This is a genomic window from Kitasatospora griseola (assembly GCF_044999035.1).
Lineage (GTDB): Bacteria > Actinomycetota > Actinomycetes > Streptomycetales > Streptomycetaceae > Kitasatospora > Kitasatospora griseola.
The window spans coordinates 4872249-4893900 of sequence record NZ_CP173360.1 but is presented as its reverse complement, the minus strand read 5'-3'; the positions used below and the strand labels follow the sequence as shown (position 1 = coordinate 4893900).

20 protein-coding genes are annotated in these 21652 nt (G+C 72.5%); 3 read left to right on the top strand and 17 right to left on the bottom strand.

Annotated features, from left to right (window positions below):
• Position 1: 1 nt before the first annotated feature.
• From ACI1MP_RS22265 to ACI1MP_RS22225, 9 genes are read right to left on the bottom strand one after another with little or no spacing between them, the layout of a single operon-like run.
• Complete coding sequence (locus ACI1MP_RS22265) at positions 2-1528, bottom strand: NuoM family protein (RefSeq protein WP_189271508.1); 1527 nt, start codon at positions 1526-1528, stop codon at positions 2-4.
• A 43-nt stretch (positions 1529-1571) separates the two neighbouring features.
• The gene (locus ACI1MP_RS22260) at positions 1572-3536 is read right to left on the bottom strand and encodes an NADH-quinone oxidoreductase subunit L (RefSeq protein ID WP_380334401.1); all 1965 of its coding nucleotides are present in this window, start codon (positions 3534-3536) and stop codon (positions 1572-1574) included.
• Positions 3533-3883: an NADH-quinone oxidoreductase subunit NuoK gene (gene nuoK, locus ACI1MP_RS22255; protein WP_100587137.1), complete on the bottom strand. Its 351-nt coding sequence runs from the start codon at positions 3881-3883 to the stop codon at positions 3533-3535. The genes ACI1MP_RS22260 and nuoK overlap by 4 nt, the downstream gene beginning before the upstream one ends.
• A 2-nt stretch (positions 3884-3885) precedes the next feature.
• Positions 3886-4503: an NADH-quinone oxidoreductase subunit J gene (locus tag ACI1MP_RS22250; RefSeq protein ID WP_100587136.1), complete on the bottom strand. Its 618-nt coding sequence runs from the start codon at positions 4501-4503 to the stop codon at positions 3886-3888.
• Complete coding sequence (locus ACI1MP_RS22245) at positions 4500-5060, bottom strand: NADH-quinone oxidoreductase subunit I (protein WP_100587332.1); 561 nt, start codon at positions 5058-5060, stop codon at positions 4500-4502. Before ACI1MP_RS22245 ends, ACI1MP_RS22250 begins: the two co-directional genes overlap by 4 nt.
• Positions 5057-6016 (bottom strand): NADH-quinone oxidoreductase subunit NuoH, encoded by a 960-nt coding sequence (gene nuoH / locus ACI1MP_RS22240; protein WP_189271511.1) that lies wholly within the window; start codon positions 6014-6016, stop codon positions 5057-5059. The genes ACI1MP_RS22245 and nuoH overlap by 4 nt, the downstream gene beginning before the upstream one ends.
• Complete coding sequence (locus ACI1MP_RS22235) at positions 6013-7668, bottom strand: NADH-quinone oxidoreductase subunit C (protein ID WP_404869320.1); 1656 nt, start codon at positions 7666-7668, stop codon at positions 6013-6015. The genes nuoH and ACI1MP_RS22235 overlap by 4 nt, the downstream gene beginning before the upstream one ends.
• Positions 7665-8303 (bottom strand): NADH-quinone oxidoreductase subunit B, encoded by a 639-nt coding sequence (locus ACI1MP_RS22230; protein WP_380334391.1) that lies wholly within the window; start codon positions 8301-8303, stop codon positions 7665-7667. The genes ACI1MP_RS22235 and ACI1MP_RS22230 overlap by 4 nt, the downstream gene beginning before the upstream one ends.
• A complete protein-coding gene (locus ACI1MP_RS22225; protein ID WP_380334388.1) occupies positions 8294-8701 on the bottom strand; it encodes an NADH-quinone oxidoreductase subunit A in 408 nt (135 codons plus the stop codon). Before ACI1MP_RS22225 ends, ACI1MP_RS22230 begins: the two co-directional genes overlap by 10 nt.
• A 275-nt stretch (positions 8702-8976) precedes the next feature.
• Here ACI1MP_RS22225 and ACI1MP_RS22220 point away from each other — a divergent pair, with 275 nt between their 5' ends.
• Positions 8977-10128 (top strand): sensor histidine kinase, encoded by a 1152-nt coding sequence (locus tag ACI1MP_RS22220; RefSeq protein ID WP_404869319.1) that lies wholly within the window; start codon positions 8977-8979, stop codon positions 10126-10128.
• A gap of 79 nt (positions 10129-10207) precedes the next feature.
• Here the strand turns inward: ACI1MP_RS22220 and ACI1MP_RS22215 are convergent, their stop codons facing one another.
• Positions 10208-11260, bottom strand: coding sequence for a S1C family serine protease (locus ACI1MP_RS22215; RefSeq protein WP_380334729.1), 1053 nt, complete (start codon positions 11258-11260; stop codon positions 10208-10210).
• A 176-nt stretch (positions 11261-11436) separates the two neighbouring features.
• Here ACI1MP_RS22215 and galE point away from each other — a divergent pair, with 176 nt between their 5' ends.
• Positions 11437-12411 (top strand): UDP-glucose 4-epimerase GalE, encoded by a 975-nt coding sequence (gene galE / locus ACI1MP_RS22210; RefSeq protein ID WP_387993920.1) that lies wholly within the window; start codon positions 11437-11439, stop codon positions 12409-12411.
• A gap of 86 nt (positions 12412-12497) precedes the next feature.
• Here galE and ACI1MP_RS22205 read toward each other — a convergent pair whose 3' ends face one another.
• Positions 12498-14792, bottom strand: a complete 2295-nt coding sequence (locus ACI1MP_RS22205) for a serine/threonine-protein kinase (protein WP_404869318.1) — start codon at positions 14790-14792, stop codon at positions 12498-12500.
• A gap of 307 nt (positions 14793-15099) precedes the next feature.
• Between ACI1MP_RS22205 and ACI1MP_RS22200 the strand changes: the two genes are divergently transcribed.
• Entirely contained in the window at positions 15100-15741 is a 642-nt protein-coding gene (locus tag ACI1MP_RS22200; protein ID WP_100587127.1) for a TetR family transcriptional regulator, read from the top strand.
• Between the two features lie 193 nt (positions 15742-15934).
• On the opposite strand, the gene ACI1MP_RS22195 is transcribed toward ACI1MP_RS22200, so the two are convergent.
• The 6 genes from ACI1MP_RS22195 to ACI1MP_RS22170 all read right to left on the bottom strand — a co-directional run bounded on the left by ACI1MP_RS22195 (position 15935) and on the right by ACI1MP_RS22170 (position 21571).
• Positions 15935-16879: a beta-ketoacyl-ACP synthase III gene (locus ACI1MP_RS22195; RefSeq protein ID WP_100587126.1), complete on the bottom strand. Its 945-nt coding sequence runs from the start codon at positions 16877-16879 to the stop codon at positions 15935-15937.
• 95 nt (positions 16880-16974) lie between these two features.
• The gene (locus ACI1MP_RS22190) at positions 16975-17880 is read right to left on the bottom strand and encodes a L,D-transpeptidase family protein (protein WP_189271517.1); all 906 of its coding nucleotides are present in this window, start codon (positions 17878-17880) and stop codon (positions 16975-16977) included.
• Between the two features lie 202 nt (positions 17881-18082).
• On the bottom strand, positions 18083-19246 hold the full coding sequence (gene mqnE / locus ACI1MP_RS22185; protein WP_043914689.1) for an aminofutalosine synthase MqnE: 1164 nt from the start codon (positions 19244-19246) through the stop codon (positions 18083-18085).
• Between the two features lie 51 nt (positions 19247-19297).
• Positions 19298-20263, bottom strand: coding sequence for a threonine/serine dehydratase (locus ACI1MP_RS22180; RefSeq protein WP_043914691.1), 966 nt, complete (start codon positions 20261-20263; stop codon positions 19298-19300).
• Between the two features lie 51 nt (positions 20264-20314).
• On the bottom strand, positions 20315-20776 hold the full coding sequence (locus ACI1MP_RS22175) for an Lrp/AsnC family transcriptional regulator (RefSeq protein WP_030462120.1): 462 nt from the start codon (positions 20774-20776) through the stop codon (positions 20315-20317).
• Positions 20777-20893: 117 nt separating this feature from the next.
• Positions 20894-21571 (bottom strand): UbiX family flavin prenyltransferase, encoded by a 678-nt coding sequence (locus tag ACI1MP_RS22170; RefSeq protein ID WP_189271518.1) that lies wholly within the window; start codon positions 21569-21571, stop codon positions 20894-20896.
• Positions 21572-21652: the final 81 nt, after the last annotated feature.

The following is a 21652-nucleotide window of genomic DNA, read 5'->3' as shown; positions in this document are numbered from 1 at the left end:
ATCAGCCGCTCCCGAGGAGGTGCTTGACGGCCGGGTCGGAGAGGCCGAGCAGCAGTGCCGGCCACAGGCCCGCCACCAGGGTGAGCGCGGCGAGCGGCGTCCAGCTGGCGGCCTCGTAGCCCTGCAGGTCGGCCACCTCGGCGACCGGGGCGGGCTGCTTCGGGTCGCCCATGCAGACCCGCCGGACCACGACCAGCAGGTAGGCGGCGGTCAGCAGGGTGCCGAGGCCGGCCAGCACCATGTACGTGACGAAGGCGGGCCGGGACAGGCCCGCGGCCGGGTCGAACGCGCCGTACATGGCGAGCAGCTCGCCCCAGAAGCCGGCCAGGCCGGGCAGTCCGAGGCTGGCGACGGCGGCGAACGCCAGCAGCGCGCCGATCCGCGGGGCGCGACCGTACAGCGCGGCGCCGGTGGCCCCGGCGAGGGTGTCCAGGTCGGCGGTGCCGTAGCGGTCCTTGACGGCGCCGACCACGAAGAACAGCAGGCCGGTGATCAGGCCGTGCGCGATGTTGGCGAACAGCGCGCCGTTCACGCCGGTCGGGGTGAGCGAGGCGATGCCGAGCAGCACGAAGCCCATGTGGCCGACCGAGGAGTACGCGATCAGCCGTTTCAGGTCGCCCTTGGCGCCCGTCCGGGCGAGGGCGAGGCAGGCCAGCGAACCGTAGACGATGCCGACGGCGGCGAACGCGCCCAGGTACGGAGCGTAGGTGGCCGTGCCGTCGGGGACGATCGGCAGCAGCACCCGGACCAGGCCGTAGGTGCCCATCTTGAGCATCACGCCGGCCAGCAGGACCGAGCCGGCGGTCGGCGCGGCGGTGTGCGCGTCGGGCAGCCAGGAGTGCAGCGGCCAGGCGGGGGCCTTCACGGCCAGGCCGACCAGGATCGCCAGCGCGGCGATCAGCTGGGTGGTGTGCGAGAGGCCGCTGCCGTGCGCGTCGGCGAGCTTCACCATGTCGAAGGTGCCGGCCTTGACGCCGATCAGCAGGAAGCCGAGCAGCATCACGGCGGAGCCGAGCAGGGTGTACAGGATGAACCGGTTGGCCGCGGCGACCTTCTTCCCGCTGCCCCAGCGGGAGATCAGGAAGTACATCGGGATCAGCACGATCTCGAAGGCCAGGAAGAACAGCACCAGGTCGAGCACCGCGAAGGTGGCCAGCATGCCGGTCTCCAGCAGGAGCAGCAGCCCGGTGAAGGCGCGGCCGCCGGGGCCGGCGGGGAGCTTCTTCACCGAGTACACCGCGCACAGGAAGGTGAGCAGCGCGGTGAGCACCAGCAGCGGCAGCGAGATGCCGTCCACTCCGAGGTGCAGCCGCACGTCCAGCGCGGGGATCCAGGACACGTCGGTAACGGCCTGCATCCGGCTCGGCGCGTCGTGGTCGAAGCCGGCGGCGAGGGCGATCGCCAGCAGCAGGGTGCCGCCGGTGACGGTGGTACCCAGGCGCAGCGCCTGCTTCTCGCCGATCGGGGCGAGCATCAGGGCGGCGCCGAGCAGCGGCAGCACCAGGAGGGCGATGAGGACCGCGTTCATCGGTGGCTCCTAGGAAATGCCGGGACGGGGAACTGGGGGTGCGTCACGATCCCACCGCCACCAGCACGGCGAGCAGGACGGCCCCGGCGAGCAGCGCGCTCAGGTAGCCCTGGGCGTTGCCGGTCTGGGCGAAGCGCACGGCGCGGCCGAGCCAGCCGGGCGCGGCGCCCGCGCCGCGGACGTAGGTCTCCACCACGGCGCGGTCCAGGAACCGGACCAGCTCGGCGGCGGCCTCGGTGGGCCGGACGAACAGCGTGCTGTACAGCCGGTCGACGCCGAAGCCGTGCTGGGCGGGCCGGTACAGCGGGCCGAGCAGCAGGCGTCCGGGGTCGTCGGCGGGCTGTCCGGCGGCGGTGCGGGCGGTGACGGTGCGCCAGGCGGCCCAGGAGATCAGCAGGCCCGCGACGGCGATGCCGGTGCCGAGCACCCAGGTGGCGGTGGACGGGCGCAGCGACTCGCCGTCGAGCAGCGCGGGCAGCCAGTCGGTGCGCAGCGCGGCCACGCCGAAGCCCATCGCGGGGACCGCCAGCACCCACAACGGCCAGCGCATCGCGGCGGGCTCGACGTGGGCCGGGTCGGCCTCGTCGGGCTCCGGCGAGTACGGGGCGCCGGGCTGCGGGGAGAGGTCGGCGCCGTCCGTCGAGCGGCCGTGGAAGACCGCCAGCCACAGCCGGGCGGCGTAGGCGGCGGTGAGCAGCGCCGTCAGCAGGCCGGCCACCAGCACCGTCCAGCCGACGGCGGTCGGCACGGCGGAGGCCGGGCCGAGGCTGCCGGTGAGGGCCTCGCCCCGGGCGGCGTGCTCGGCGGCGGTGAGCACCGACTCCTTGGAGAAGAAGCCGGCCAGCGGCGGCAGGCCGACCAGCGCGGCCAGGCCGATGCCCATCGTCCACATCGCGTCGGGGATGCGGTGGCGCAGGCCGTCCATCCGGGCCATCGCGCTGAGCGAGTTGGTGTGCGCGGCGTGGATGACCACGCCGGCGCCCAGGAACAGCAGCGCCTTGAACACGCCGTGCGAGACCAGGTGGAACACCGCGGCCTGCCGGTCGCCGGACGCCAGCGCGCCGGTCATGTAGCCGAGCTGGCCGACCGTCGAATAGGCGAGGACGCGCTTCAGGTCGTCCTGGGCGAGCGCGCACAGCGCGGAGCCGACCATGGTGACGGCGGCCATCACGGCCAGTACCACCAGCGCGGCGGAGGACTGCAGGAACACCGGCAGCAGCCGGGCGACCAGGTAGACGCCGGCCGCGACCATGGTGGCGGCGTGGATCAGCGCGGACACCGGCGTCGGGCCGGCCATCGCGTCCGGCAGCCAGGTGTGCAGCGGGAACTGGGCGCTCTTGCCGGCCACGCCGGCGAGCAGCAGCAGGGCGATCAGCGTGGGGTGGTGCAGCCCGCCGGTGGCGGCGGTGTGCAGCACGTCGGTGATCCGGAAGGTCCCGGCGTCCGCGCCGAGCAGGAACAGGCCGAACAGGAACGGCACGTCGCCGAGCTTGGTGACCAGGAAGGCCTTCAGCGAGGCGGCCCGGGCGTCGGCGGTCTCCCAGTGGTGGCCGATCAGGAAGTACGAGCAGATGCCCATCACCTCCCAGCCGACCAGCAGCACGATCAGGTCGCCCGAGTAGACGACCAGGAACATCGCGGCGGTGAACAGCGAGACCAGCGCCGCGTACGACGGGTAGCGCGGGTCGTCCTTCAGGTACGCGGTGGAGTAGATCTGCACGCAGGTGGCGACCAGGCCGACCAGCACCGAGATCACCGAGGTGAAGCCGTCCAGGTGCAGGGCCAGCGAGATCTCCGGGCCGCCGGTGGGGGCGAGCCGGGTGCCGGCGTCCAGGGTGGCGCCGGTGCCCAGCTGGACGGCCGTCACCAGGGCGAGGACGGCGGCCACCGCGACCGGCAGCACCGCCAGCGGGCGGGCCAGCGAGGGGTTGCGGCGTCCGGTGGCCAGGCCGGCGGCGGCGCCGAGCGCGGGCAGCACGGGGACGAGGATCGGCAGCGCGAGGTTCATGCGGCGGCCTGCTCCTTCTCCTCGGCCGCGTCCGCCTCGTGCCGGTCGCCGAGCGCGGTGACCAGGTCGACGGCGGCGGTGCGGCGGGTGCGGTACACCAGCAGCACGATGGCCAGGCCGAGACCGATCTCGGCGGCGGCGACGGTGATGGTGAACAGGGTGAGCGCCTGGCCGGCGTGCAGGGTGTCGCGCAGCCAGACGTCGAAGGCGACCAGGTTGAGGTTGACGGCGTTGAGCATCAGCTCGACGGACATCAGCACCAGGACGACGTTGCGCCGGGCGAGCACGCCGTACACGCCGACGCTGAACAGCAGCACGGCGAGGACCGCGGGATAGGCGAGGTGCACGCTCAGCGCTCCTTCGTCTTCGTCAGGGCGGTGCGCAGGTTCCCGGGCCTCGGCTTCGTCCGGTCGCCCTTGGTGCGGGACAGCACGATCGCGCCGACCAGGGCGGCCAGCAGCAGCACCGACAGCGCCTCGAACGGCAGCACCCAGTGCGAGAACAGGAACTCACCGGTGAGCCGGGTGGTGCCGACCGGACCGGACAGGTCGATCCAGGACGAGCGGAACGCGTCCACCACCAGCGTCACCAGGGTCGCGGCGGAGGCCACGCCGACGGCCAGCGCCGCCGGACGGTTGCCGGAGTCCGCATCCGGGGAGCTGCCGATCGGGGCCCGGGTCAGCATCAGGCCGAACAGCACCAGCACGACCACCGAACCCAGGTACACCAGCACCTGCACCCAGGCCACGAACTCGGCCGTCAGCAGCAGGAACTCCACCGCCAGACCGCCGAGCGCCACCACCAGCCACAGTGCGGCGTGCACCAGCTGGCGGGTGGTCACCGAGACCACGGCCGCACCGAGCACGAGCACACCGACCAGCAGGAAGACGATCTCCTGCCCGGTCGGCGAGAGGTACGAGCGCGCGGCGGGCTCCAACGAGCCCGCCGCGGCCAGCAGGGCGCTCAACTCTGCTCCCCCTCCTCGGCGGCGGCAGCGGCGGCCGCGGCCGCCAGCTTGTCGGCGGCCTTTCGGGCCATGGCGATCTCCTTGGGCTCCTCCGCCGCGACATCGTGCGCGGGCGGCGGCGGGACGGTCCACATCCACTCGCGCAACCGGTCGCGCTCGTGGGTGAGCTCGCGGATGTCGGTCTCCGCGTACTCGAACTCCGGCGACCAGAACAGCGCGTCGAACGGGCACACCTCGATGCAGATCCCGCAGTACATGCAGAGCGAGAAATCGATGGCGAAACGGTCCAGCACGTTACGGGTACGGGCCCGGGCGTTCGGGTCGGCGGCGGGCAGCGTCTCCTTGTGGGAGTCGATGTAGATGCACCAGTCCGGGCACTCACGGGCGCACAGCATGCAGACTGTGCAGTTCTCCTCCAGCAGCGCGATCACGCCGCGCGAACGCGGCGGCAGCTCGGGCTGCACGTCCGGATACTGCGCGGTGACGGTCTTCCGCGTCATCGTCCGCATGGTGACGGCCAGGCCCTTGGCCAGGCCGGAGCCGGGAAACTTCATCAGGAGATCGCCACCTTGACGATGCCGGTGAGGGCGAGCTGGGCCAGGGCGAGCGGGATCAGCACCGTCCACGCGAAACGCATCAGCTGGTCCTCCCGCAACCGCGGGTACGTCACCCGCAGCCAGAGCACCACGAACGCCAGCGCGAACGTCTTCGCCAACGTCCACACCACGCCCAGGCCGTCGGAGAACGGGCCGTGCCAACCGCCCAGGAACAGCACCGTGGTCAGCCCGCAGAGCACCACGATGCCCGCGTACTCGGACAGCAGGAACAACGCGAACCGCAGACCGGTGTACTCGGTGTACGCGCCGAAGATGATCTCCGAGTCGGCCACCGGCATGTCGAACGGCGGCCGCTGGAGCTCCGCCAGACCCGCCGTGAAGAACACGAACGCGCCGATCAGCTGCCACGGCACCCACCACCAGTGGAAGGCGTCCACGATCCCCGGCAACGAGACGGTGCCCGCCGCCATCGCCACCGACGCCGCCGCGAGCAGCATCGGCAACTCGTACGACATCAGCTGCGCCGCCGTCCGCAGCGCACCCAGCAACGAGAACTTGTTCGCCGACGCCCAACCGCCCATCAGCGAACCCAGCACGCCGATGCCCATGACCGCCAGCACGAAGAAGATGCCCGCGTCCACCGCCTGCCCGACCAGCCCGTTCGGCCCGATCGGAATCACCAGCAGCACCAACAGGTACGGCAGCAACGCGACCGCCGGAGCCAACCGGAAGATCCGCCGGTCCGCCCCCGCCGGAACGACGTCCTCCTTCTGCACGAACTTCACACCGTCGGCCACCAACTGCGCCCACCCGTGAAACCCGCCCGCATACATCGGCCCGAGCCGCCCCTGCATGTGCGCCATCACCTTGTGCTCGGCCTGCCCGACCACCAACGGCAACACCAGGAACGCCACCAGCGTGCCGACACAGCGCAGCAGCGTGTCGAGAAGATTCACGCGCTGTCTCCGTTCTGCGAGGGCTGCGAGGACTGCTGATCGGGTTCGGACGGTTCGGACTCAGGCTGCGACTCGGGCTCGGGCTCGGGCTGCGCGGTGTCAGATTTCGCGGGCTCGGGCTGCACGGCCTCAGGCTTCGCAGGCGCAGGCCCGGCGAGCTCGGCTTGTGCGGCCCCAGGCCCCACGGGCTCGGGCTCCGCCCCCGCAGGCGCGGCCTGCACGGCTTCGGGCGTCGCGGGCTCGGTGTGCGCGGGCGTTGCTTCCGCAGGCTCGTGCTTCGCGGCCCCGGACTTCACGGACTCAGCCGCCGCAGGCTCGGCCTGCGTGAACTCGGGCTCCGCGGGCTTCACCTCTGCACGCTCTGGCTTCGCGGTCTCAGGCTTCGCAGGCTCCGCCGCCGGAGGCTCGGGCTTCGCGGCCCCAGGCTTCGCGGGCTCGGCCGCTGCGGACTCAGGCTGCACGGGCTCCGCCGCCACGGCCCCGGCCTGCGCGGGCTCGGCCGCTGCGGACTCAGGCTGCACGGGCTTCGCCTCCGCCGCCTCGGGCTCCGCGGCGTCAGGCTTCACAGACTCAGCCGCCCCAGGCTCAACCTGTGCGATCTCGGATTTCGCGACCTCGGGCTTGGCCACCTCGGACTCCGCAGCCTCAGGCTTCACGGCCTCAAGCTCCACGGCCTCAGGCTTCGCGGCCTCAGGTCCCGCAGCCTCGGAATTCACTGCCTCGGCCGCCGCAGCCGCAGGCTTCTCCGCCTCGGGCTTCGCGCCGGCAGGCGTCTCGTGGGCCGGGACGGGGGCGTGCCACGGGGCGTCGGAGGACTGGGTGCGGGTGGGGCGGCGGGGGGTCTCGGGGGCGGCCTGGCTGACCGAGCCCTCGCCCACGCTTCGGCTGCGGCGCGGGCGGTCGGCGCGTACTGGCGGTGCGTCGGCGGCGGGAGTCGCGTCCGGGGGCGTCGTGGCCTGGCTGGTGGAGCCCTCGCCGACGGTGCGGGTGCGGCGGGGGCGGTCGACGCCGGCTCCCGCGCCGGCCCTCGCGGCGCGGGCGGGGCGTTCGGCGACCGGGGGGAGGGTGCCCTTGAGCGGGCCCCACTCGTTCGGGTCGGGGACGCCGGGCGGGAGCATCTTGCGTCGGGCGGGGCCGCCGCCGTGGTCGGACTCGCCGGGTTCCTTGGCGCCGGGCCAGTCCTTGGCGACCCTCGCGGCCAGGACGAAGTCCTTGCGCAGCGGGTGGCCTTCGAAGCCGTCCGGCAGCAGCAGGGTGGCCGGGTAGGGGTGGCCGGGGAACTCGATGCCGAACATCTCCCGGGTCTCGCGTTCGTGCCAGGCGGCGCCGGCGTACACCCCGACGGCGGTCGGCAGTACTGCCTTGTCGCGCGGCACGCGGGTGCGCAGCAGCAGTCGGCGGACGCTGCCGGGTTCGCCGACGGCGGCCAGGTGGGCGCAGACCGCGAAGCCTTCGGCGAGTTCGTCGACGGCGCTCAGCCAGTCCAGGAACGCCAGGCCGAGGACGTCGCGGGCGGCGGTGAGCGCCTCGATCCAGTGTTCGGCGGGGACGGTGACGGTGAGCAGTTCGTACGCCTCGGCGGCGGTGGCCCACGGGCCGATCGCGGCGGCGGTGCGCTCGGCAGCAGTCGGAACGTCGGGGTTCTCGGTCACCGCTCGCCTTCCTCGGTCGGGGCGGGCGCGGCCTGCAGCGGGCGGCGCAGCGCGGCCGCGGGTGCGGCGTAGCGCTGCGGGACGTCCTCGGCGGCGATCTTCTCCTGGAGCTTGAGGATGCCCTGGAGCAGCGCCTCGGGCCGGGGCGGGCAGCCGGGCACGTAGACGTCGACGGGGATGATCTGGTCGACGCCCTTGGTGACGGAGTAGGAGTCCCAGTAGGGGCCGCCGGAGTTGGCGCAGGCGCCGAAGGAGATGACGTACTTCGGTTCGGGCATCTGCTCGTACAGGCGCTTGACGGCGGGGGCCATCTTGTCGGTGACGGTGCCCGAGACGATCATCAGGTCGGCCTGTCGGGGTCCGGGCGCGAACGGGATGACACCCATTCGGATGAAGTCGTGCTTGGCCATGGACGCGGCGATGAACTCGATCGCGCAGCAGGCGAGTCCGAAGTTGAAGCACCAGAGGCTGTAGCGGCGGCCCCAGTTGAGCACCACCTTGACCGGGTCCGGGGCGAGCCGGGCGAGCGGGCCGAGGCGGCGCTGCTCGACGGCGGCGCCGGGGGTGGCGGGGTCGGGGATGCCGAGCGGGACCGGGCCCCGACCGGGCGTCCCGTGGGAGTGCGTCACGTCCATTCCAGAACGCCCTTCTTCCAGGCGTAGAGCAGTCCGACCGCGAGGAAGCCGATGAAGACGAACATCTCCACCAGCGTGGCCGCCCCGAAGCCGGCGGCGGCGAACACCGTGGCCCACGGGAACAGGTAGATCGCGTCGACCGCGAAGATCACGTACAGGAAGGCGTAGACGTAGTAGCGGATCTGGGTGTGCGCCCAGCCCTCGCCGACCGGATCGACGCCGCACTCGTAGGCGAGCAGTTTCTCCGGGGTGTCGACCACCGGTCGCAGCAGGCGGTTGGCGGTGAAGGCCACCGTGACGAAGAGGACGCCGATGACCGCCAGCAGGCCGATCGCCGCGTAGGCGTCGAAGTAGCCGCTGCCGGCGGCGGGGTCGGCAGCGAGCGGCTGCCACTCCATGGATTACGCCCTTCTTCTTTGCCCGTCCATAACCATCGCTATCGCGGGAGTCTATGTGCACCGCTCGTCTACTCCCCCATCTGCCCGGTCTGCAAGACGTCCGGTGGACACTCGCCGGAATTCCGCTTGCTGGCCCGCCGGGACCGGGGTTCAGCGCGAGGGGTGGGGATAACCCCCGGACGAAGACGGAGTGCAGCACCATGGCGGCGCCCGGTCCGCAACCGGGATGCTGGTGATCGTCAGAGAACGGCGAGCATCAGGAGAGGGCGCCGACCATGGAGGACGAGGCGAAGCGTCCGTCGCTGTACGGGGCGGAGATGTGGCAGCGGGTCCAGCACGAGTTGCTGAACTTCCCGATCGGGCTGGCCGCCTTCACGGTGATGGTGACGCTGCTGTCGGCGGGGCTCGGCATGGCGGTGACGGTCGTCGGGCTGCCGCTGCTGGCCTTCGGGCTGACGTGCTGCCGGCTGTTCGGCCGGCTGGGCCGGGCCCGGGCCCGGGTCTCGCTGGGCAGCCGGGTCGCCGAGCCGGAGCCGCTGGTGGCGACGCGTCCGGGCCCGGCCGGCTGGGTCGTGGCGTCGCTGTCGGACGGGCTGAGCTGGCGCAGCGCGCTGTACTGCCTGCTGATGCTGCCCTGGGGCATCCTCAGTTTCACGGTGACGCTGGTGCTGCTGATCGTCGGCTGGCCGGTGCTGCCGTGGGCGGTGCGCGGGCTGGCCTGGGTCTCCCGGCTGCTGGTGGAGAGCCTGCTGTCGCCGGGCGCGCTGGCCGAGCGGGTCCGTGAGCTGGAGGACGACCGCGGTGCGGTGGTCGACCACGCGGCCGCCGATCTGCGCCGCATCGAGCGGGATCTGCACGACGGCGCGCAGGCCCGGCTGGTGGCACTGGCAATGGATCTGGGCCTGGCGAAGGAGAAGCTGTCGGAGGATCCGGTGGCCGCCCAGAAGATGGTCGACGCGGCGCACGGCGAGGTGAAGCTGGCCCTGCAGGAGCTGCGCGATCTCGCCCGGGGCATCCACCCTGCGGTGCTGACGGACCGCGGGCTCGATGCCGCGCTGTCCTCGGTCGCGGCCCGCTGCACGCTGCCCGGCGGCGTCAAGGTGCACGTCGAGCTGGGCGAGGGGCGTCCCGATTCGGCGGTCGAGGGCATCGCCTACTTCACCGTCAGCGAGCTGCTCACCAATGCTTCCAAGCACTCCGGCGCCCGCTCCGCCTCGGTGGACCTCTGGCGGCAGGACGACCGGCTGATGCTGACGGTGCAGGACGACGGCCGGGGCGGTGCCGAGGTCCGCCCGGGCGGCGGCCTGGCCGGCCTGGCCGAGCGCGCCGAGTCGGTGGACGGCGTGTTCGTGGTGGACAGCCCGGCCGGCGGCCCGACGTCGATAGCCGTCGAGCTCCCCTGGCGCACCCGGGTCGGCCGGGCCTGACGGCCCGGCCCGGGCGTGGACGGACCCGGGGTGCCGTCTCCCTTGCGCGGTACGGCACTCCGGGCCCGAGCGGGCGGGGCTACAGCGTCCCCAGGGTGACCTCCGCTGTCTGGTTCTGGGCGTCGCGCTGGTAGCCGACAGTCACCTTGTCGCCCGGGGAGAACGAGGCGAGCACGGTGGTCAGCACGGAAGGGCTGGTGATCGCGGTGTCGTTGATCTTGGTGATCACGTCGCCCGCCTGCAGCCCCGCGGAGGCCGCCGGTCCACCGGGGGCCACCGAGACGATCGCCGCCCCGGCGGGCTGGAAGTTGGTGTCGAAGTAGGGGCGGACGGTCACCCCGAGCGCGGCCCGCCCGGAGTTGGTGACCTTGCCGCTGGTGATCAGCTGGTTGGCGATGCTGGTCACGGTGGCGGCGGGGATGGCGAAGCCGATGCCGGGCGCGGCCGCGTTGCCCAGCTCCGGGTCCACCGCGGTCAGGGTGTTGATCCCGATCACCTGGCTGGAGAGGTTGACCAGCGCGCCGCCGCTGTTGCCGGGGTTGATCGCCGCCGAGGTCTGCACCATGTTGCCGATGGTGGCGCCCGGCGAACCGGAGGTCTGCGGCTCGGTGACGGTGCGCCCGACCGCCGACACGATGCCCTCGGTGACGCTGCTGGAAAGGCCCAGCGGGCTGCCCATGGCCAGCGTGATCTGGCCGACCGCGACCTTGGAGCTGTCCGCGAAGGTGGCGGGCTTGAGGCCGTTGGGCAGACTGCTCAGTTTGATCACCGCGAGGTCGGACTGCGGGTAGCTGCCCACCAGAGTGGCGTCCAGCGGCTTGGTGCTGTTGGCCAGCGTCACGGTGAAGGTCTGCGCGGTGCCGACTACGTGCGCGTTGGTGACGATGTCGCCCTTGTCGTCGAAGACGATCCCGGAGCCCAGGCTGTCGCCCGCGGTGATCTGCACCACCGAGGGCAGCACCTGGGAGATCACCTGCTGGTAGTTCTGCTCCAGCTGGTCGCTGGTGGAGGTGGCGGGCGCGGTCGTGGCGGCACCGGCCGCCGTACTGGAACCGGACCCGTCGTCGATGCTGGAGCAGCCCGTGACCAGCAGCGCGGCCGCGGCCAGCACCGCTGCCGGGCCGAGCCACAGCTTGGGCCCGGTGGGCCGGGGGCCGGCCGGAAGGGGGCGGGTCGGTTCCTTCTTGGGGCGCACGGCAGCCACCTCCGGTCGCGGGACAGAACTTTGTCAGCATTTCAGCGAATTGTCCGAATGCCTGTCCAGACACACCCGCCGCCACCCGGAAGGCGGCCGTCTAGGATCGGGGCATGACCTGGTTGATCACGGGCGGGGCCGGCTACATCGGTGGTCATGTCGTTCGGGAGCTGGTCGCGGCCGGCGAGTCGGTGGTCGTCCTGGACGACCTGAGCACCGGCTCGGCCGCCCACCTGCCTCCCGGCGTCCCTCTGGTGACGGGTTCCACGCTGGACCGCCCGCTGCTGGACCGCGTCCTCGCCGAGCACGGCGTCACCGGCGTGCTGCACCTGGCCGCCCGCAAGCAGGTCGGCGAGTCGGTCGCCCAGCCGCTGCGCTACTACCACGAGAACGTCGAGGGCCTGCGGGTCGTACTGGCCGCCGCGGTCGACGCGGGCGTGCGCCGGGCGGTGCTGTCCTCCTCGGCCGCCGTCTACGGCATGCCGGACGTCGACCTGGTCACCGAGGCCACGCCGTGCGCGCCGATGAACCCGTACGGCGAGACCAAACTGGCCGGCGAGTGGCTGCTGAACGCCTGCGCCGACGCGTACGGGCTGTCCGCGGTGTCGCTGCGCTACTTCAACGTGGCCGGCGCGGCCGCCCCCGAGCTGTCCGACCCGGGCGCGGCCAACCTGGTGCCGCTGGCCTTCCAGCGCCTCACCGCCGGGCTGCCCCCGCTGATCTTCGGCGAGGACTACCCGACCCCGGACGGCACCTGCATCCGCGACTACATCCACGTCTCGGACATCGCCTCCGCGCACGTCGCCGCGGTCCGCCGGCTGAGCGCGGGCGCACCGGGCGAGCAGGTCCGGCTGACTCTCAACATCGGCACCGGCCACGGCGTCTCCGTCCGCGAGATGCTCGCCGAGATCGCCGAGGTCACCGGCCTCGACACCGCCCCCGAGGTGACCGCCCGCCGCGCCGGCGACCCGGCCCGGGTGGTGGCGTCCGCCGAGCTGATCCACCGCGAACTCGGCTGGACCGCCCGGCACGACGTCCGCGACATGGTCGCCTCCGCCTGGGCCGGCTGGCAGCACCGCCACCCGTAGCCGTCGCGCGAGTCCCTTCCTTCTGCCGATCGCCGAAGCCCGGCCCGCGGTCGCCCCCGCCGGCGAAGAAGTCCGCCCACCCGGTGTCAGTGCGGGACGGCCGTCCCGTAGAACGAGTCCAGCGCGTACACGCAGCGGTCCTTGGAGCCGACGAAGACCCGGCCGTCGACGGCCACCGGCGAGCCGGTCAGCTCGCCCTTGGTGCCGAGTTCCCAGCGCAGGCGGCCGGTGGCGAGTTCCAGGGTGTGCAGCGAGTGGTCGCGGCTGCCCAGGTGGACCAGGCCGTCGGCGACCGCCGGCGAGCCGACCAGGTCGGCGCGGGCGGCGTAGCGCCAGCGCTCCCGGCCGGTGGCGCTGTCGAAGGCGAACAGGGTGTCGCCGGAGCCCAGCAGCACCGTGCCGTCGGCGACCACGGCGGGCTCGGCGCCCTGCCGGGAGGTGGTGGCGGCCCGCCACAGGCCGTGTCCGGTGAGGGCGTCCAGCGCGTACAGGGTGCCGAGGTAGTCGGCGACGTACACCGTGCGGTCGTCCACGGCGGGCGGGGTGAACAGCACCACGGGCGCGTCGAACCGCCAGCGCTCGGCGCCGGTCGCGGCGTCCAGCGCGTGCACCCGCTGGCCGGAGGTCAGGTACAGCACGCCGCCGCGCTCCACCGGCCGGGCCGGGACCTTGCCGGTGACCGGGAACGCCCAGCGCACGCCGCCGCCGCGCGGGTCCACGCAGTGCAGGCGGCCGGAGCCCTGGTAGTAGGCGGCGCCGGCGATCAGCGCCGGGCCGGACTGCGGGTTCTCGTACTCCTGCTGGGCGTCGTCGGCGCGCCACAGTTCGGCGCCGCTGGCGGCCGAGCGCAGCTGCACCCCGCCGCCGCGGATGCCGCAGCACAGCACGCCGTCGGCGGCGTCCAGCGAGTACACCCAGCCGTCCAGCGAGGTGCGCCAGCGCTCGGTGCCGTCGGCGGAGTCCACGGTGTACAGGTGCGGCCCGTCGGCGGCGTGCACCCGGCCGCTGTCCACGGCCAGGGCCCAGGCGACGTCGCGGGTCTTCCAGCGGCGCTCGCCGGAGCCGATGTCGAGGGCGTGCACCTCGAAGCTGGACACGAACAGCGTGCCGTCGGCGACCACGGGGGTGCCCCACACGTCGTTGGACATCCGGAACCGCCAGGGCCGCCAGCGGGCGGCGGGCGGCTGCGGTGGGGCGGCGGGGGCGGCCGGTGCGGAGGTACGGCGCACCCAGTCGGTGCCGACGGGGGCCGCGGACGGCGCCACCGGCTCCACCCGGGGCCCGGGGCCTATCGGCACGTGCGCGCCGGCCAGCCGGATCTCCCCGTCCCCGCCGGACGCCGGCCGCCGGTGCGGCCGCATCCGCTCGGTGGCCACCTCGGCCTCGGACGGCGCCCCGACCGGCGCGGCCTGCGAGATCGGCGGCGCGGACGGCGGCGGCGGCACCACCGGCGCCGGCGGCTGGTCCTGCGGCTGCTGGCTGACGGGACGGCGGCTGCTGCGCTTGGCCTCGATCAGGTCGAGCGCGACGGGCGGCAGCCAGTCCCCGGCCTCGCCGGAGGCGTCGGCCCGGGAGAACAGGTGCGGGGCCAACTCGGCCTGGATCTGGGCGGGCGTCGGCCGGTGCTCGGGCGCGGGCCGCATGCAGGCCCGCACCAGGTCGGTCAGCTCGGCGGGCAGCCCGGACAGGTCCGGCTGGTCGCGCAGCAGCTGGAACACCGTCTCGACCGGGTTGGTGCCCCGGTACGGCGGGTGCCCGGTGGCGCAGAACACCACCAGCGAGCCGAGCGAGAACACGTCGCTGGCGCCGGTGACGCTGCGGCTGTCGCGGGCCTGCTCGGGCGACATGTAGGCCGGGGTGCCGACCGCGACGTTGGTCATGGTGAGCCGGGTGCTCGACACGCCGGCGGCGATGCCGAAGTCGATCACCCGCGGGCCGTCCTCGACCACCAGCACGTTGGACGGCTTGAGGTCGCGGTGCACCAGCCCGGCGGCGTGGATGGACTGCAGCGCCTCGGCGATGCCGGCGGTCAGCCAGCGCACCGCGTCGGCGGGCAGCGGCCCGCAGTCGGTGACCAGGTCCTCCAGCGAGGGCGCGGGCACGTAGGCGGTGGCCAGCCAGGGCACCGCGGCGTCGGCGTCGGCGTCCACCACGGCGGCGGTGTAGAAGCCGCCGACCGTCTTCGCGGCGGCGATCTCGCGAGCGAAACGGACCCGGAACAGATTGTCCTCGGCCAGCTCGCTGCGGACGGTCTTGATGGCCACCCGGCGGCCCGAGGCCGATCGGGCCAGGTACACCAGGCCCATGCCGCCCGCGCCGAGCCGGGCCAGCACCTCGAAGGGCCCGATCCGTCTCGGATCGTGCGCCGTCAGCGGGTCCACTCCGCAGCCACCTCCCCTTCCGCCAACGCCCCCCGGCGGTGGCGCGCCCCCGATTCTCCAATGCCCGCCGTCCTGGAGCCAATCTCCCCCGCCCGTGTCACCCGCCCCGGCCGGGCGGGTCACCGGGCGTGTCGGGGGGTCGCGGCCGTCGCCGAACCCGTCGGAGCTGACTTGTCGTCACGCTGTGGGGTCATCAGTGCACGGGGGGGCAACAACACACGCTGAAAAGTCGTTGATTCTCCCCACGAGCGGACTAATAGTCGCACTACCGAATCGCGCCAAGATCGTGCCACGGTAAGCTGACGGCATGACAGGACAAGTTCGCACCGTCGACGGTCGCGTCGCCGGGCGGCGCGGACAGGAGACGCGGCAGAAGCTGCTCGACTGCCTCCGCGAGATGCTCAGCACGTCGCCGTACCGGGACGTCAAGGTCATCGACGTCGCCCGTATGGCGGGTACCTCCCCCGCGACCTTCTACCAGTACTTCCCGGATGTCGAGGGCGCAGTCCTTGAGATCGCCGAGGAAATGGCCGAGGACAGCGGCGGGCTCAAAGAGCTCGTCGATGGAAAGTCCTGGGCGGGAAAGACCGGCTTCACCACTTCCGAAGAACTGGTGGACGGATTCCTCGCCTTCTGGCGCAAGAATGACGCCATTCTCCGAGTGATCACACTCGGTGCCGCGGAAGGGGACAAGCGGTTCTTCAAGATCCGCATGAAGGTCCTCAACTCGGTGGCGGCTCCGCTCGCCGAGGCGGTTCGTAACACCCAGGGCAAGACCGACAAGACGGTCGACGGGTCGGCGATCGCCGGCGCCCTGGTGACGTTGCTGGCCGCGTCCGCGGAGCACTCGAAGGCGTTCACCTCGTGGGGCGTGAAGGTCAAGGACCTCAAGCCCAGCCTGGCGCTCCAGGTGTACCTCGGAGTCACCGGAAAGAAGCCGCCGAAGTAACACTCAGCCCAGTCCTCTGACGCCCGAGCCCCGGTTCCTGTACGGGGTGCGTCGGACGCGGCCGTGTCCTCGGGGGAGGTTCGCCGACGTACCGCGGGGCGTCATCCGCACCGATACAACGAAACGCAGGGGCGGTCGGGAGATGTTCTCCCGGCCGCCCCTGCGCCGTGTCGTGTCGTGGGCCGCTCCCGGGTCAGGGGCAGCGCACCACCTGGCCCGCGTAGGCCAGGCCGCCGCCGAAGCCGAACAGCAGCACCGGGTCGCCGCTGTGCAGCTCACCGCGCTCGACCAGCTTGGACAGCGCCAGCGGGATGGAGGCGGCGGAGGTGTTGCCGGAGTCGACGACGTCGCGGGCGACCACCGCGTCCTCGGCCAGGCCGAGCTTTCCGGCGATCGCGTCGATGATCCGCAGGTTGGCCTGGTGGGCGACGAAGCCGCGCAGCTCGGACGGGTCCAGGCCGGCCTTCTCGCAGGCCTTGCGGGCCAGCGGGGCGACCTGGGTGGTGGCCCAGCGGAAGACGGTCTGGCCCTGCTGGCTGATGATCGGCTGCCAGCCGCTGATCACCACCGCCTCGCCCTTCTCCGGCTCGGAGCCCCACACCACCGGGCCGATGCCGGCCCGGTCGTCGGGGACGGCCTCCAGGACGGCGGCGCCGGCGCCGTCCGCGAAGATCACGCAGGTGGTGCGGTCGGTCCAGTCCACGATGTCGGACATCCGCTCGGCGCCGATCACCAGCGCGCGGGTGGCGGCGCCGGCCCGGATCGCGTGGTCGGCGGTGGCCAGCGCGTACGAGAAGCCCGAGCAGACGGTGTTCAGGTCGTAGGCGGCGGGCGTGGGGACGCCGAGCCGGGCGGCGACCGCGGCGGCGGTGTTGGGGCTGCGTTCGACGGCGGTGCAGGTGGCGACGGCGATCAGGTCGATCTGGTCGGGGGTCACTCCCGCGCGGGCGAGGGCCTTCTGGGCGGCGCCGGCGGCGAGGTCGACCAGGGTCTCGTCCTCGGCGATGTGCCGGGTGCGGATGCCGACCCGGCTCCGGATCCACTGGTCGTCGGTGTCGACCATCGCCGAGAGATCGTCGTTGGTGAGGATCTTCGGCGGCTGGTAGTGGCCCAGCGCCACGATACGAGAGGCGGTCATACTGCCACTCAACCGGGTTACCGGCCAGTCGGGCGGTAACGCCCTGGCACAGGATCGGGTGCCGGATGCTGTAGGGGCCTCACAACCGGAACCCGTCACGCCGCCAGGGAATCGGCGTCGCCCATGGCGATCATCGGGTGCATGGCCGGGTCGAGGGTCTTGATCAGCTCGACCATGTGGTCCTCGGTCAGCGAGATGCAGCCGTGGGTGGGGCCGCCGTGGTCGAGGTGCAGCCAGATGCCGCCGCCCTTGGCCGCGCCGTCCGGGAAGCGGCCGTCGAGCGGGGAGGAGCCGACCACCCGGTTGTAGTTGATCGCGACCACGTAGTCGAAGGAGCCGGCCAGCGGCTCGTTGTTGAAGCCGCGCCCGCCCATCACGAACTTGGCGTTCTCGTCGTACGGCAGCTTGGAGCCGGGGTCGGCCTTGCGGCCGCCGGCGTCGGTGAGCGAGAACAGGCCGATCGGGCTGCGCAGGTCGCCGGAGCGGTGGTCGGCGGTCCAGCCCTTGTAGGCGTTGTGGGCGGGCCAGCTCTGGCCGGCCTGCCAGCCGCCGTCGTCGCCGCGGGTCCACAGCGTGACGGTGTTGTCCGAGGAGTCCTTGCCCTTGCCGCTGGCGACCAGCACCTGACGGGTCTCGGCGGGGATCTTCGCCGTCCAGGAGGCGCCCAGCCCCGGGATCGCCGTGATCCTGTCGCGGGTGGAGCGGTCGGCGGCCGGGGCCCCGGTGTGGGCGTCGGCCGCCTTCATCGGGGCTACCTCGGGCTCGCGGTCCGGGGCGGCGCTGGCGGTCTCGCCCTGGAAGTCCCGGCCGGGGCCGACGGTGAACCAGCCGGCCGTCAGGGCCAGCAGGGTCGCGGTGCCGACGGTGAGCTTGGCGGCCCGGCGCGGCTTCGGCTTGCGGCGGCGGCTCGCGGCTCGGCCCTGGGTCTGCTCGGCCTCGCTCCGGGAGGCCGGCGCGGGGGCCGAGCGGCGGTGCGAGGCGGCGCGATGGGAACCGGACATGTCGTCGATCCTCCCAGACCCGGGGGAGGCGGTGGAACCCGGGCTGTGTGATGAGCCTGTGAGCATACGCGCGTGGAAACGCATTCCCGGTGGTGAGGGGCATACCGGGTAGTGCAGAACCGTCCCGCGCGCCCCTTGCGGAACGACTGCGCCCGGTGGCCGGAAACCGGCCGCCGGGCGCAGTCGTACGTGCGAGCGGGAGTCAGAGGCGCATGGCCTGCGGGGTCTCCCGGCGCTGCAGGTCCGGGCCGTCGTACTCCCGGATGATCTCGTAGCGGGTGTTGCGCTCGACCGGGCGGAAGCCGGCGTCCCGGATCAGGCCGAGCAGGTCGTCGCGGCCCAGCTTGTTCGGGGTGCCGAAGTTGTCCGCGTCGTGGGTGATCTTGTACTCGACCACCGAGCCGTCCATGTCGTCCGCGCCGTGGCTGAGCGCCAGCTGCGCGGTGGTGACGCCGTGCATCACCCAGAACACCTTGACGTGCGGGACGTTGTCGAACAGCAGACGGGACACCGCGAAGGTCTTCAGCGCCTCGGCGCCGGTGGCCATCTCGGTGCGGTCCATCAGGCGGTTGCGGACCTTGCCGTCCTTCGAGTCGTGGAAGTCGTGCTGGTAGCGCAGCGGGATGAAGACCTGGAAACCGCCGGTCTCGTCCTGCAGCTCACGCAGCCGCAGCACGTGGTCGACCCGGTGGCGGGGCTCCTCGATGTGGCCGTACAGCATGGTGGCCGGGGTCTTGAGGCCCTTCTCGTGCGCCAGGCGGTGGATCCGCGACCAGTCCTCCCAGTGGGTGTCGTGGTCGACGATGTGCTGGCGGACCTCCCAGTCGAAGATCTCCGCGCCGCCGCCGGTCAGCGACTCCAGGCCGGCCTCGATCAGCTCGTCCAGGATCTCGCTCGCCGTCAGGCCGCTGATCCGCTCGAACCAGTGGATCTCGGTCGCGGTGAACGCCTTCAGCGAGACGTTCGGCAGCGCGGCCTTCAGCTCCTTCAGCGAGCGCGGGTAGTAGCGCCACGGCAGGGTCGGGTGCAGGCCGTTGACGATGTGCAGCTCGGTGAGGGACTCCGACTCCATCGCCTTGGCGAGCCGGACGGCTTCCTCGATGCGCATCGTGTACGCGTCCTTCTCGCCCGGCTTGCGCTGGAACGAGCAGTACGCGCAGGAGGCGCTGCACACGTTGGTCATGTTGAGGTGGCGGTTGACGTTGAAGTGGACGACGTCGCCGTTCTTCTGCGTCCGCACGTGGTGGGCCAGGCCGCCCAGCCAGGCCAGGTCGTCGCTCTCGTAGAGCGCGATCCCGTCCTCGCGGGTCAGCCGCTCACCGGCGTAGACCTTCGCCTCCAGCTCGCGCTTGAGCCCTGCGTCCATGCGGCGCTCCGCCTCCTCGGTCCTTCGATTCGTTGCCAGTCGAGACTACGCCTAGGCCGCCAGCAGTTCGGCCAGCAGGGCGGGGTCCAGGTTCCCGCCGCTGACCACGGCCGCGAAGACGCGGCCGCCGAGCTCCTCGGCGCGGTGGAAGTACGCGGCCGGGGCGACCGCGCCGGACGGCTCGGCGACCAGCCGGCCGCGGCGGGCCAGCAGGGCGACGGTGTCCCTGATCTCCTGCTCGGAGACGGTGACGATGTCGTCCACGTACGCGGTGAGGTGCTCGAACGGGAGGACGCCCACCACCGGGGTGCGCAGGCCGTCCGCGACGGTGCGGTAGGTGTCGGCCATCGGCCAGGCGGTGCGGACGCCCTTGCGCAGGCTCTCCTGCGCGTCCGCCGCGAGCTCCGGCTCCACGCCTATCACCCGCACGCCCGGGCAGGTCAGCTTCAGCGCCGCGGCCGTGCCGGAGATCAGGCCGCCGCCGGAGACCGGCACCAGCACGGTGTCCAGGTCGTCCGGGGCGTCCTCGGCGATCTCCAGGCCGACCGTGCCCTGGCCCGCCACGATGTACGGGTCGTCGTACGGCGGCACCCACACGTAGCCGTGCGCGGCGACCAGCTCCGGCGGGAGCGTGTCGCGCTGCTCGGCCGGGACGACCAGCACCTCGGCGCCGAACGAGCGGGTGTTCTCGATCTTCACCGCGGGTGAGGTGTCCGGCATCACGATGACCGCCTTGATGCCGAGCCGCTGCGCCGCGTACGCCACCGCCTGGGCGTGGTTGCCGCTGGACTGCGCCACCACGCCCCGGGAGCGCTCCTCCGCGCTGAGCGCCGCCAGCCGGTTGAACGCGCCGCGGACCTTGAACGCCCCGGTCGGCTGGAGGCTCTCCGGCTTCAGCCACAGCCGGCGCCCGTCCGGCTGCTCCGCCCACGGGCAGGGCAGCAGCGGGGTGCGGACCGCCGTGCCGGCGATCCGACGTTGAGCGGCGCGCAGGTCTTCCAGGTCGACCAGGGACATCCGGGGCCATCCTCAGCAGTTGACGGTTCGTGGGACGACGACCCTATTGCGCTACTCGGCGAGGTGCAGCGGCAATTCGCTGACCCGGTTCTCCCACTTGGTGGAGAGCACCACTGTGGTCCGGGTGCGCGCCACGCCCTTGGTGCCGGACAGCCGCTTGACCACCGACTCCAGGCCCTCCACGTCCGGCACCCGGACCTTCAGCATGTACGAGTCGTCGCCCGCGATGAACCAGCAGTCCTCCACCTCCGGGAGGTCCTTCAGCCGGTGCGAGACGTCGTCGTGGTCGGCGGCGTCGGTCAGCTGAAGACCGATCAGCGCCGTCACCCCGTAGCCCAGGGTGGCCGGGTTGACCGTCGCCCGGTACCCGGTGATCACGCCCGCCTGCTCAAGACGGTTGATCCGGTCCGTGACGCTCGGCCCGGAGAGGCCCACCAGACGGCCCAGCTCGGCATACGAGGCACGGCCGTTCTCACGAAGTGCCTGGATGAGCTGCCTGTCCACAGAGTCCATTGCCTGCCGCGTCCTTCCGAACCTTTCCAGAATCAAGATCATTTTCTGGAATCCAAGGCGCCGAGCGCCGATCGACCGGGGTATCCCAGAGAACATACTCTCCCCTGGCGAGGCCGCTCACTCGCCCCGGCGCGACCGGGTTTCCGGGGTGCTTCCGGGAGTGCTCCCCGCCTCGCCGAGGCTGCCCGACCAGCGCCGGTACAACCGGTGCGACACCCCCACCGCGTCCAGCACCCGGCCTGCCACGAAATCCACCAGCTCCTGGGCCGTCGAGCCCCCCGCGTAGAACCCCGGCGAGGCCGGCAGCACCACCGCACCCTGCGCGTCCAGGGCCACCAGGTGCTGCAGGGTGACGCCGGTGAGCGGCGTCTCGCGCAGGCACAGCACCAGCGGGCGGCGCTCCTTGAGCGTCACCGAGGCGGTGCGCTGGAGCAGGTCCTTGGACAGCCCCAGCGCGATGCCGGCCGCGGCGCCGGTGGTGGCCGGGACGACCAGCATCCCCTTCGCCGGGTACGAGCCGGAGGACGGGCCCGCCGCGAAATCCCCTGCGGGCCAGTACCGGACGTCGTCCAGCTCCTTCTCCTCCCGGCCCAGCCACTGCGCGAGATCGGCCTTCCAGTGCGCGTCCCGGAACGAGATGCCGGTCTCGTCCAGAATGGTCAGCCGGGCGGCCCGACTCACCACCAGATCGACGGACTCGTCGGCGTCCAGCAGCGCGCGGATCACGGACGCGGCGTAGGGGGTGCCGCTGGCGCCGGAGACGCCGACGACCCAGGGGCGACGGGGGGTGCTCATGGAGACATTGTCATGCGTTGCGTTCCCCCTTCGCGCAGTTCCCCGCGCCCCTGTCTTCGCACCCGCTCGCCGCTCAAGACC

Coding starts and splice junctions, on each gene's coding strand:
- ACI1MP_RS22265 (WP_189271508.1), bottom strand. CDS start 1,528: ATGAACGCGGTCCTCATCGCCCTCCTGGTGCTGCCGCTGCTCGGCGCC.
- ACI1MP_RS22260 (WP_380334401.1), bottom strand. CDS start 3,536: ATGAACCTCGCGCTGCCGATCCTCGTCCCCGTGCTGCCCGCGCTCGGC.
- ACI1MP_RS22230 (WP_380334391.1), bottom strand. CDS start 8,303: ATGGACGTGACGCACTCCCACGGGACGCCCGGTCGGGGCCCGGTCCCG.
- ACI1MP_RS22225 (WP_380334388.1), bottom strand. CDS start 8,701: ATGGAGTGGCAGCCGCTCGCTGCCGACCCCGCCGCCGGCAGCGGCTAC.
- ACI1MP_RS22220 (WP_404869319.1), top strand. CDS start 8,977: ATGGAGGACGAGGCGAAGCGTCCGTCGCTGTACGGGGCGGAGATGTGG.
- galE (WP_387993920.1), top strand. CDS start 11,437: ATGACCTGGTTGATCACGGGCGGGGCCGGCTACATCGGTGGTCATGTC.
- ACI1MP_RS22200 (WP_100587127.1), top strand. CDS start 15,100: ATGACAGGACAAGTTCGCACCGTCGACGGTCGCGTCGCCGGGCGGCGC.
- ACI1MP_RS22195 (WP_100587126.1), bottom strand. CDS start 16,879: ATGACCGCCTCTCGTATCGTGGCGCTGGGCCACTACCAGCCGCCGAAG.
- ACI1MP_RS22190 (WP_189271517.1), bottom strand. CDS start 17,880: ATGTCCGGTTCCCATCGCGCCGCCTCGCACCGCCGCTCGGCCCCCGCG.
- mqnE (WP_043914689.1), bottom strand. CDS start 19,246: ATGGACGCAGGGCTCAAGCGCGAGCTGGAGGCGAAGGTCTACGCCGGT.
- ACI1MP_RS22180 (WP_043914691.1), bottom strand. CDS start 20,263: ATGTCCCTGGTCGACCTGGAAGACCTGCGCGCCGCTCAACGTCGGATC.
- ACI1MP_RS22175 (WP_030462120.1), bottom strand. CDS start 20,776: ATGGACTCTGTGGACAGGCAGCTCATCCAGGCACTTCGTGAGAACGGC.
- ACI1MP_RS22170 (WP_189271518.1), bottom strand. CDS start 21,571: ATGAGCACCCCCCGTCGCCCCTGGGTCGTCGGCGTCTCCGGCGCCAGC.